Origin of the sequence: Streptomyces tricolor, assembly GCF_002155905.1 — a bacterium.
Lineage (GTDB): Bacteria > Actinomycetota > Actinomycetes > Streptomycetales > Streptomycetaceae > Streptomyces > Streptomyces tricolor.
In genome coordinates, this window is record NZ_MUMF01000198.1 from 1 (window position 1) to 11,080 (window position 11,080).

Sequence of the window (11,080 nt, forward strand, 5' to 3'; positions counted from 1 at the left end):
GGGCGCCGTCGGACCGGCGCGGTACGCAGAAGGCCACCAGCTCGTGCGCGCCGGCGAGTTCGTTCCAGCGCGGGAGCACCCGGCAGTGGGCGACGTACGGGACCAGGTGCTCGATCTGCCGTTCCACCTCGGCCGGTTCGACGCGGTTGCCGCGGATCTTCACCTGCCGGTCGAGCCGCCCGTGGAAGTGGAGGACGCCGTTCTCGTCCTGGGCGCCCAGGTCCCCGGTGCGGTACAGGCGGACCCGCTCGCCGTCGAGGTCGACGTGCGTGAACTTCTCGGCGGTCAGATCCCGTTCGCCGAGGTAGCCGTGGGCGAGGCCGTCGCCGGCGACGCAGATCTCCCCGGGCTCCCCGGGCGCACAGGGGCGGTCGCCTTGGAGGACGACGACGCGGGTGCCGGGCACCGGACGGCCCAGCGGGATGCCGTCGGGGCGGGCGCAGTCCGCGGGGGTGACGCGGTGGGTGGTGGCGAACACCGTGCTCTCGACCGGGCCGTAGCCGTTGATCAGGGCCGTGTCGGGGAACCGGTCGAGGAAGCGGGCGACGTGCCGCGCGGACAGGCGCTCCCCGCCGGTCAGGACCTGGGACAGGCCGGTCAGCGCCGTCAGGTCCTCGTCGACGATCAGGTTGAACAGGCTGCTGGTCAGCCACACCGTGTTCACCCCGTGGCCGGCGACCATCGCGCGCAGGGCGTCGGCCGTCAGGAACGGCTCGTCGGTCAGGACGCAGGTGCCGCCGTTGTACAGCGCGCCCCACAGTTCGAGGGAGAACGCGTCCCACGGCAGGGCCGCCGCGAGCGGGACGACCGTGTCCCGGTCGAAGCGGGCGAAGGTGCCCGGCCGGAAGAGCCGTGCCGTCGCCCGGTGCGGAGAGATCACCGCCTTGGGCCGTCCCGTGGTGCCCGAGGTGAAGAACACGCACGCCGCGTCGGAGCCCCGTACCGGCACCGCGGCGCGGGCGGGGACCTCCCCGGTGCCGTCCCCGGCCGGGGGCGTCCACAGCGGCGCGGGCAGGTCCGCCGCCGTGCCCGGCCGGGCGACGACGAGCGGCGGCCGGAGCTGCTCGACCACCGTGTGCAGACGGGCGGCCGGCCAGTCCGGGTCGAGCAGCGCGTACGCGGCACCGAGTCTGAGGACGGCCAGCAGGGCGGCGACCAGGTCGGCGGAGCGCGGCAGCAGGATCGGCACGAGGTGCCCCGGCGCGACACCGGCGGCGGCGAGCCGGCCGGCCAGTTCCTCGGCGCGGGCGTCCAACGCGCCGTAGGACACCCGGGCGTCCCGGGCGATGAGGGCCGTGTCGCTCGGCCGGGCGCGCGCGTGTGCGGCGAAGACGTCGTGCAGTCCTTCCCCCGCCTTTTCCCGGGTGACTCCCGCCGCCCGCGCGGCATTCGACTGCACCACGTCGACCCCCTTCGCATTCCGAGCGTACGACGGTGCCATGACCGATCCTTTCCTGCCAACCTCCCTTTCCTAAAAAGGAGTTGGATGCCATGATCGCAGGGCTCGGATTTCCGCCGGCATGATGGGGGACGTGGTGACGCATCGGGATCGCTCCTTGGACATCGCCGTCACCGGCATGGCAATGCGGTTCCCGGGTCCCCGCGGAATCGCCGAATGGTGGGATTCCCAGCTCCGCGGCAGTGTGCACAGCAGGAGATACACGCGGAAGGAACTGCTCGCGGCCGGCGTGCCCGCCGCGTTGGCCGCCGACCCGGACTACGTGCCCGTACGCGGCCATCTCGACGACTGGGACCGCTTCGACCACGAGTTCTTCCAGATCCGCGCGCGCGAGGCGGAACTCATGGACCCGCAGCATCGCTGGATGCTGGAGGTGGCCTGGAACGCCCTGGAGGACGCGGGGGTCGCGCCCCGCGGCGGCGACACGAGCACGACCAGCGTCTACGCGTCCATGACGGGCAGCGGGTATCTGCGCGCGATGGTCCGCGGCGGACATCTCGATCCGGGCCTGCTGGACGACGTGATCCACGGGACCGAACCCGACTTCATGGCGAGCCGCGTGGCCTACAAACTGGGCCTGACCGGACCGGCGTTCGCCGTGCAGACCGCCTGCTCCTCCTCGCTGGTGGCCGTCCACCTGGCGGTGCAGGCGCTGCTCAGCGGCGACTGCGACCAGGCCCTCGTGGTGGCGGCCGGGTTCGGCTACCCCCAGGCGGGCCATCTGCACCAGCCGGGCGGCGTGCTGTCCGCCACGGGTGTCTGCCGGCCGTTCGACCGCGACGCGGACGGGGTGATCGCCGGGTCCGGCGCGGGCGCCGTGGTGCTGCGCCGCCTGTCGGACGTCACCGCGGACGACCCCGAGCCCCACGGCGTCATCCTGGGCAGCGCGATCAACAACGACGGTGCCACGAAGGCCGGTTACTACGCGCCGTCCGCCACGGGGCAGGAGCGGGTCATCGGCGCGGCGCTGAGCGCGGCCGAGGTCGACGGCGGCTCCCTCGGCTACCTGGAGGCCCACGGCACCGGCACCCGGATCGGCGACCCCATCGAGTGGGCGGCGGCCGGGGCCGCGCTGCGCGGGGCGGGGGCCCGGCCGGGCAGTGTGGCGGTGGGCGCGCTGAAGGCCAGCATCGGCCACCTGGACGCCGCCGCGGGAGTCGCCGCGCTGATCAGGGCCCTGCTCGTGGTGCGCAGCGGGACGATCCCGCCCGTCGCGGGCCTCACCGCCCGCAATCCCCTGCTGGAGACCGAGGACTGCCCCCTGTACCTGCCCACCGAGGCCGTCCCCTGGACCGGGGCGGGTCCGCGCCGCGCCGGGGTGAGCGCGTTCGGCATCGGCGGCACCAACGCCCACGTCGTGATCGAACAGGCCCCGCCGCGCCCGCCGGCCGCCGCGGGGGCGGGGGCGCCGCGCGAACCCGCCGCGGCACAGGCGCCGCGCGAGCCGGCCGCCACCGGGGCGGGGGCGCCGCACCAACCCTCCGAGGCCCAGACACCGTACGAACCCGCCACGGCACAGGCACCGCGCGAGCCGGCCGCCGCCGAGGCGGGGGCGCCGCACCAACCCGCCGAGGCCCGGACACCGCACGAACCCTCCGAGGCGCACACACCACGCGAACCCGCCACGGCACAGGCGCCGCGCGAGCGCCTGGTGGTGCTGTCGGCGGCGGATCCGGGGGCGCTCGGGCGCCTGGCCGACGGTCTGGCGGCCCACCTCAGGGACCACGACCCGGATCTCGGCGAGGTCTGCGCGACGCTGGCCGACGGGCGCGTGGCCCTGGGCGAACGCCTCGCGGTCACGGGCCGGACGAGCGCCGAGGTCGCCGAGCGGCTGGCCGGCCGGTCCCGGGTGTCCCGGGGCACCGCGCCGGTGACAGGCCCCGCGCCGGTGGTCTTCCTCTTCCCCGGCGGAGGCGCGCAACGCCCGGGCATGGCCGCGCCGTTCGGTGCCCTCCCCGGGTTCCGCCGGGCGCTCGACCGGTGTCTCGCGGCCTTCCCGTCCCCGTCGGCGGAGCGGATCCGGCAGGCGGTGTCCGACCCGGACTTCCCCGCCGCCGAGCTGGACCGGCCCGCGCTGGCGCAGCCGGCCCTGTTCGCCGTCGGCCTCGCGGCGGCGACCGCGCTGACGGAGCTGGGGGTCCGGCCGGCCGCGGTGTGCGGGCACAGCTCCGGCGAGATCACGGCGGCCACCGTGGCCGGGGTCTTCGGCCTGGAGGAGGCGGCGGCGTTCGTGGCGGCGCGCGGCCGGGCCATGCAGGACTGCCCGGAGGGCGCGATGCTGGCCGTCGGGGCGGAGGTGAAGCAGGCCCTCGCGCTCGCCGAGGAGTGGGGTCTCGGCCTCGACGCGGCCGCGGTCAACGGCCCGGAGTCCTGCGTGCTGGGCGGACCGGTGGCCGAGGTGGAGGAGTACCTGCGGCGGATCGGCGACACCTTCTTCGTACGGCGCCTGCGCTACACCCACGCCGGCCACTCCCGGCTGATCGAGCCCGCGCTGCCCGCACTCACCCGCGCCATGGAGCGGATCGAACTGCGCCCGCCGGTCCTTCCCCTCGCGCTGAACGTGTCCGGCCGGATCGCCGCGCCCGGTACGGCTCTCCCCCGCGACCTGTTCGTGACGCAGGTCCGGCGGTCGGTGCTGTTCGGCGCCGCCCTCGACGCGCTGGCCGAGCGGGTGCCGGGTGCCCTGGCCGTGGAGATCGGTCCGGGGCGCCCCCTCTCGCCGCTGGCGGAGGCGGCCGGTTTCCCCGTGGTCGCCCTGGACGCGGCCAAGGACGCCCCGGGGGCCGGCGCGCTCGACGGCGTCGGCGCCCTGTGGACGCTGGGGCAGCCGGTCGCGCTCGGCGGGCTGACCGGCAGCGGGCGCAGGACCAGGCTGCCCGGCTACCCCTTCGCGGGACCGCGCTCGGTGGCCCCGGAGGCGCTCCCCTCGCCCGCGCCGGACCCGGCCCCCTCTCCCCTCCCCGCACCGCCGCGCGAGGAGCCGGAGGCCGGGAGCCCGGCCCCGGTCGCCGTCGACCCGGCGGAGGCGGTGACCCGGATCTGGGCGGAGCTGCTCGGCCGTGACGAGGTCCCGGCGGACGCCGACTTCTTCGCCCAGGGCGGCGACTCCCTGCTGATCACCCGGCTCATCCGCAGGGTGAACAGCGAGTTCGGCATCCGTGTCCCCGTGCGCGAGATGCTGACCCGGCGCACGCTGAACGGCCATATCGCGGTGGTCCGCCGGATACGGGACGAGCACGTGGAAAACACCACCGGAAGCTGACCGCACATCAGGAGCTTTATGGGCGAGCGGACCGGCGAATGATTTCCCCGTTCGCCCGCACGGCACGGATTACCCAATTCCACTTTCCCTGTCCCTTACAAGGGGAGTTTTTCTCATGTCGGCCATACATCACACGGCCCCGATAACCGGCGTATCACTACCGGAAGAACCATTTCTTCCCGCACACGAAGCGGTGGCCCGGCTGGCCGCCGGCCGTCCCGCGGCGGTCGCCGTGCGCTGCGGCGACCTCGCCGTCACCTACGGCGAGCTGATCACCTGGTCCCGGCGGCTGTCCCACCGCCTCGCCGCGGCCGGGGTGGGCCCCGGCGACCGGGTCGCCCTCCTCGCCGAGCCCTCCGCCGCGATGATCGCGTCCGTGCTCGGCGTCCTCGGCGCGGGCGCCGCCTACGTACCCGTCGACCTGGCCCAGCCGGACGCCCGTCTCGCCGCGATCCTCGACGACGCCCGGGTGAAGGCCGTCGTGGCCACCGCACACGCAGGGCACCGGGCGGCCGGCTCCCCGGTGCCCGTCGTGACCGTCCCGGACGTCCCCGGCGACGAACCGGACACCGCCCCCGCCGACTCCTTCGCCGCCACGCCCGGCCCGGCGGACCCGGCCTACCTCATCTACACCTCGGGCAGTACAGGCGAGCCCAAGGGCGTCCTCGTCGAGCACCGCAACCTCACCGCCTCGACCCGGGCCCGCCTCCTGGTCCACCCGGGCGAGCCGGTCTTCCTGCTGCTGTCGCCGCTCGCCTTCGACTCGTCGGTCGCCGGGATCTGGGGAACCCTCCAGGCGGGCGGCTGCCTGGTCGTGGCGTCGGCGGCCGACCTGCGCGACCCCGCCCGGCTGGTCTCCCTCTCCGCCCGCCACCGGGTGAGCCGCATCCTGTGCGTGCCCACCCTGTACGGGCTGCTGCTCGACGCCGCCGAACGCGCCGGCACCGACCCGCTGGCCTCCCTGCGGGAGGTGATCGTGGCGGGCGAAGTCCTGCCGCAGGAACTGGCCGACCGGCACTTCGCGGTCCACTCCTCCCCGGTGGAGCTGATCAACGAGTACGGCCCGACCGAGACGACCGTGTGGGCCACCTACCACCGCCTCACCGGCCCCGGACCGGTCAGCATCGGCGGCCCGGTCCCCGGCGCCCGGCTGTACGTCCTGGACGACGCCCTCCGGCCCGTGCCGCCGGGCGCGGAGGGCGAGTTGTTCATCGGCGGACCCGGGGTGGCCCGCGGGTACCACGGCCGTCCCGCGGCGACGGCGGCGGTCTTCCTCGACGACCCCTTCACCGACGAGCCCGGCGCCCGCATGTACCGCACCGGTGACCTCGTGCGCCGGAACACGGACGACCGGCTGGACTTCCTCGGCCGCACGGACGACCAGGTCAAGGTCCGCGGCCACCGCGTGGAACTCGGCGCGGTCGAGGCGGCGCTGCGTCCGCTGCCCGGCGTCCAGGAGGCCGCCGTCCTGCCCGACGCGCGCGGCGCGGGCCTGATCGGCTTCGTCGCCTCGCGGGAGGGCGCGGACCCGGTCGCGCTGCGCCGCGCCCTCGCGGAGCAGCTGCCGCCCGCGATGGTCCCCGGCGAGCTGCGGGTCCTGCCGGAACTGCCGCGCAACCTCAACGGCAAACTCGACCGCCCGCTGCTGCGGACGCTCGCCGCGCAGCCGCCCGCCGACCGCCCCGCTCCCGCGCCCGCGCACCCGGCCGACGATCCGCTCACCGCCCGGGTGACCGCCGCCTGGTCGGAGGTGCTGGGTGCGGCCACCGTGCCGCCGGACGTCAACTTCTTCGACCTGGGCGGCAATTCGCTGGCCATGTTCCAGTTGCAGGACGCGCTGGAGCGGCACTGCGGGCTGCGGCCGTCGATCGTCTCCCTGTTCCAGGAGACCACCGTGGCGGCACAGGTCGCCCTGCTGCGCACCAGCCCCGAGCAGGACGAGGACGCGGCGCCGTCCCGCTCCGCCGAGGCCGCCCGCAGGGCCCGGACGGCCAGGCTCCGCCAGCAGCGCGCACGGAAGGGGGCCCGTCAGTGACCGCCTCCGCCGCACGCTGGCTGGTGTGCGAGACCGCCCGGCCGGACGCGCCCACGCGTCTGGTGTGCTTCCCGCACGCCGGCGGATCGGCCGCCTTCTACCGTTCCTGGGGCGCGTCGCTGACCGAGGCGGAGGTGTACGCCGTCCAGTACCCGGGGCGCGCCGACCGCCTGGACGAGGAACCGCCGCACGACCTGGTCCGGCTCGCCGCCGGCATCGCCGACGCGCTCGAACCGCTCGCGGACCGGCCGCTCGCCTTCTTCGGCCACAGCCTGGGCGCTCCGGTCGCCCTGGAGACGGCACGCGCGTTGCAGGGCCGGGGCCTGCCCGTCGCCCACCTGTTCGCCTCGGGGTCCCGGGACGCCCCGCTGCCCACCGGCCTCGTCGCCGAGGAAGACCCCGACCGGCTGCTGGAGGACCTGGTCAGGATGGGCGGCACCGACGCGGAGATGGCCGCCGACCCGATCTTCCAGGAGGTGGTCCTGCCGTATCTGATCGCCGACGGGCGCATGTTCCACCGCTACGAGATGGCGGCCGAGCCGCTGCTCACCTGCCCGGTGACCACCATCGTCGGCGACCGGGACGAGGATGCGGACCGCCGCCCGTGGAGCGCGCTGAGCACGGGGCCCGTGCGGGAGGTCGGCGTTCCCGGGAACCACTTCTACCTCATCGCCGACCCGCCGTACGCCCTGCTGCGCCAGACCCTGGCCGCCCCGCGGCCCGGCTCCCGCTGACCTCCGCGACCCCGGCTGCTCACCGTCCGGTCGCGCAGAGTTGGCCCAAGGGCTCCTGACGGTCCGTCGTCAGGAGCCCTACGGTCCCTGTGACCAGTCGGCGGCGCTCACGAAGCCATCCGCCCCTTCCTCGACGAAGGAGTAGCTGTGGAACGTCGCACCTTCCTGCGCGGAGCCGTGTTCGGCACCTCGGCCGCCGTGTTCGGCGGCACCCTCATGCAGGGCGCCGCCTACGCGGCCCCCGCCCAGAACGGCACCAGTCCGTACGGCGGTCTGCTGGCCGCCGACGCCAACGGCATCATGCTGCCGTCCGGGTTCACCAGCAGAGTCATCGCCCGCTCCGGCCAGACGGTGCCCGGCACCTCGTACACCTGGCACGGCGCCCCCGACGGCGGCGCGTGTTTCGCCGACGGCACGGGCTGGATCTACGTCTCCAACTCCGAGCTGGCCACCGGCGGCGGCGCGAGCGCCGTCCGGTTCAGCTCCTCCGGTTCCGTCACGGGCGCCTACCGCATCCTGTCGGGCACCCGCAACAACTGCGCGGGTGGCGCCACCCCGTGGAACACCTGGCTGTCCTGCGAGGAGGTCAGCCGCGGCTACGTCTACGAGACCGACCCGCGGGGGGCGACGGCCGCCGTCCGCCGTCCCGCGATGGGGCAGTTCAAGCACGAGGCCGCCGCCGCGGACCCGGTGCGCAAGGTGATCTACCTGACCGAGGACGAGCCCGACGGCTGCTTCTACCGGTTCATCCCCGCCACCTGGGGCGACCTGTCCTCCGGCACGCTCCAGGTCCTGGTCGCCGGCACCGCCGCCACCGGCTCGTTCACCTGGGCGAACGTGCCCGACCCCGACGGCTCCCCCACCTACACCCGCGACCAGGTCTCCGGCGCCAAGATCTTCAACGGCGGCGAGGGCTGCCACTACGCCAACGACACCGTGTGGTTCACCACCAAGGGCGACAACCGCGTCTGGCGGCTCAACCTGCTCAGCAGCACCTACGAACTGGCCTACGACGACAGCCTGGTCACGAACGGCACCGCTCCGCTGACCGGCGTCGACAACGTCACCGGCAGCTCCTCCGGCGACCTCTTCGTCGCCGAGGACGGCGGCAACATGGAGATCTGCATCATCACGCCCGGCGATGTCGTCGCCCCCTTCCTGCGTATCAACGGCCAGTCCGGGTCCGAGATCACCGGCCCGGCCTTCTCCCCCGACGGCCGGCGGCTGTACTTCTCCAGCCAGCGCGGCACCTCCGGAAGCTCCTCCGGCGGCATCACCTACGAGGTCACCGGGCCCTTCCGCACGGCCGCCTGACGGCAGGCCGCCGGCCGCTCCCGGTCCCCGCCGGCGTGGACGACCGTGATGTGCCGGTCGGGCCCCGGGGCCTCCAGTTCGTCCACCGCGGCCACGGCCAGGTCCTCCGCGCTGATCCAGGAGCGGCCGTCGGCCGCGGTGAGCAGGGTGTCGGTGCCGCGGCGGTAGCGGGCGGTACGGGGGCCGGGTTCGAGGAGGGCCGGAGGGCTGAGGTAGACCCAGTCGGTGTGGGGGTGGCTCCGGCAGGCGCGGAGCTGGGCCACTCCCGCGGCGGCGACCGGCCGCCACCGCGCGGGGACGTGGGCCGGGTCGTCGGCCACCAGGAGGCCGGGGGCGCCGGGGCTGCGCAGGGCACCGGCGCCGCCCACCACCAGGACGCGGAGGCCGAGCCGGGCGCCCGCGTCCAGGACGGTCCGGGTGGCACCGAGCAGGAAGTCCTCGTCCACCGGGTCGGTGCGCACGGTCACCACGACGGCGTCCGCTCCGCAGTGGGCCAGCGCCTCGTGCACGGCGTCCGGGTCGCCCGCGTCGACCGGGACCGGTATCACGCCCGGGTGCGCGCCCACCGGTCTCCGGGACAGGGCCGGCACCCGGTGTCCGCGGGCGGCGGCCTCGGCGACGATCCGGCTGCCCACCATGCCGGTGGCGCCGAGGACCGCGATCGTCATGGGCGGTTTCATCGCGTCCGTTCTCCTTCTCGTGTGCGGTGGGTTCAGTTGCGCGGCCAGCAGTGCCGCCAGGGCGAGGACGAAGCCGCAGGTCTGGAGCGGGCTCAGCGACTCGCCCCGGGCCGCGCCGATGACCGCGGCGACCAGGGGCGACAGGAGCACCAGGGGCGCGGCGGCGCCCACCGGGAGGGTGGCGAGGCCGCGGAACCAGAGGGTGTAGGCGATCAGCCCGCCCATGCTGCCGAGCCACACGTAGCCGCCCACGGCGCCCGCGTCGATCCGCTGCGGCACGCCCTCGAACGCCAGGGTCGGCGGGAGCAGCAGCAGCCCGCCGACCGTGAGCTGCCAGCCGGCCAGGGCCAGCGGGCCGGCCCCCGCCGGCCGGCCCCAGCGCTTGGTGAGGACGACCCCGCCGGCCATGGTCGCCGTATGGCCGAGGCCGGCGAGGATGCCGACCGGGTCCAGACGGGCCTGCGGGCCGAGGACGACGAGGGCGACGCCGGCCACGCCGAGCACGCCCCAGGTCCAGCGCCACAGGGTCGGCCGGTCGTGCAGCACCGCGCCGGCCAGGGCGGCGACCAGCAGCGGCTGGGTGGCGCCCAGGGTGGCCGCGACCCCGCCGGGGAGCCGTTCGGCCGCCACGAACAGCAGGGGCATCCCGCCGATGTTGAGGGCGCCGAGGACGGCGGCCCGCCACCACCAGTCCCCGCGCGGCAGGACACGGGTGAGCGCCAGGCCGAGCAGCCCGGCGGGCAGGGCGCGCAGGAGGCCGGCGGACATCGCGTGTCCGGGCGGCAGGAGTTCGGTGGTGACGACGTAGGTCGTGCCCCAGGCGGCGGGGGCGAGGGCGGTCAGCAGGACGGTGGCCGGTCGGTGGGTGTGCGGGGGCATGTCCCGAAGTCTCGGCGGGGCGGCGGCCATGCGTCCAAGACATGGTTGTCATCGCAACCATGAACCACGACGATGGATGCGTGGATCTCCAGCAGATGCGGTACGTCGTCGCCGTCGCCGAGACCCGTAACTTCACCCGGGCCGCCGAGCGCTGTTACGTGGTGCAGTCCTCGCTCAGTCACCGGATCGCCGGCCTGGAGCGGGAGTTGGGGGTGCGGCTGTTCGCCCGGTCCAGCCGGCGGGTGGAGCTGACCGCCGCCGGGGAGGCGTTCGTGGCCCGGGCCCGGGAGGCGCTCGCCGCCGCCGACCGGGCGGTGGCCGAGGCGTCCGCCGCGAGCGGGGTGGTCCGGGGGCGACTCGTGGTCGGGGTGATCGTGACCACCGCCGCCGTGGACGTACCGGAGGTGTTGCAGCGCTACCGGGCCCGGCACCCGGAGGTCCGGGTGATGCTCCGGTCCGGGCGCAGCGACGAGCTGGCCGCGGCGATCCGCCGCGGGGACGTGGACATCGCCTTCCTGGGGCTGCCGGAGGGTGATCAGCCCTCCGGGGTGGAGAGCGTGGTCCTCGACCACGACGAACACGTGCTGGTCGTGGCGGCCGGGCACCGGCTCGCGGGGGCCGCCCGGGTGGGGCTGCGGGAGATCGCCGAGGAGACCTTCGTGGACTTCGTGGCCGGTACGCCCGCCCGGGCCCAGTCGGACCAGGCGTTCGCCGCGG

7 protein-coding genes and 1 pseudogene are annotated in these 11,080 nt (G+C 75.3%); 5 read left to right on the forward strand and 3 right to left on the reverse strand.

The genetic code is table 11. From position 1 onward, the window contains the following. On the reverse strand, positions 1-1,402 hold a 1,402-nt coding region (locus CCN44_RS15265), incomplete at its 3' end, for an amino acid adenylation domain-containing protein (protein ID WP_208639779.1). A 121-nt stretch (positions 1,403-1,523) separates the two neighbouring features. Between CCN44_RS15265 and CCN44_RS15270 the strand changes: the two genes are divergently transcribed. From CCN44_RS15270 to CCN44_RS15285, 4 genes are all read left to right on the forward strand, one after another. After that, a complete protein-coding gene (locus tag CCN44_RS15270; protein WP_237482356.1) occupies positions 1,524-4,721 on the forward strand; it encodes a type I polyketide synthase in 3,198 nt (1,065 codons plus the stop codon). Between the two features lie 193 nt (positions 4,722-4,914). Then, entirely contained in the window at positions 4,915-6,756 is a 1,842-nt protein-coding gene (locus tag CCN44_RS15275) for a non-ribosomal peptide synthetase (protein ID WP_237482351.1), read from the forward strand. Beyond that, a complete protein-coding gene (locus CCN44_RS15280) occupies positions 6,753-7,490 on the forward strand; it encodes a thioesterase II family protein (protein ID WP_086697940.1) in 738 nt (245 codons plus the stop codon). The genes CCN44_RS15275 and CCN44_RS15280 overlap by 4 nt, the downstream gene beginning before the upstream one ends. 147 nt (positions 7,491-7,637) lie before the next feature. Then, positions 7,638-8,804, forward strand: a complete 1,167-nt coding sequence (locus CCN44_RS15285) for an alkaline phosphatase PhoX (protein WP_086697941.1) — start codon at positions 7,638-7,640, stop codon at positions 8,802-8,804. On the opposite strand, the gene CCN44_RS45025 is transcribed toward CCN44_RS15285, so the two are convergent. Continuing rightward, positions 8,768-9,484, reverse strand: a complete 717-nt coding sequence (locus CCN44_RS45025) for an NAD(P)-dependent oxidoreductase (protein ID WP_202430884.1) — start codon at positions 9,482-9,484, stop codon at positions 8,768-8,770. The genes CCN44_RS15285 and CCN44_RS45025 overlap by 37 nt on opposite strands. A 6-nt stretch (positions 9,485-9,490) precedes the next feature. Further along, positions 9,491-10,363, reverse strand: a pseudogene (locus CCN44_RS45030) (EamA family transporter); the annotation flags it as partial. A gap of 80 nt (positions 10,364-10,443) precedes the next feature. Here CCN44_RS45030 and CCN44_RS15295 point away from each other — a divergent pair. After that, on the forward strand, positions 10,444-11,080 hold a 637-nt coding region (locus CCN44_RS15295), incomplete at its 3' end, for a LysR family transcriptional regulator (RefSeq protein WP_244203923.1).

Bases quoted from the DNA above. Each gene is read 5' to 3' on its own strand.
- CCN44_RS15270 (WP_237482356.1), top strand. From the start codon at position 1,524: ATGGGGGACGTGGTGACGCATCGGGATCGCTCCTTGGACATCGCCGTC.
- CCN44_RS45025 (WP_202430884.1), bottom strand. From the start codon at position 9,484: ATGAAACCGCCCATGACGATCGCGGTCCTCGGCGCCACCGGCATGGTG.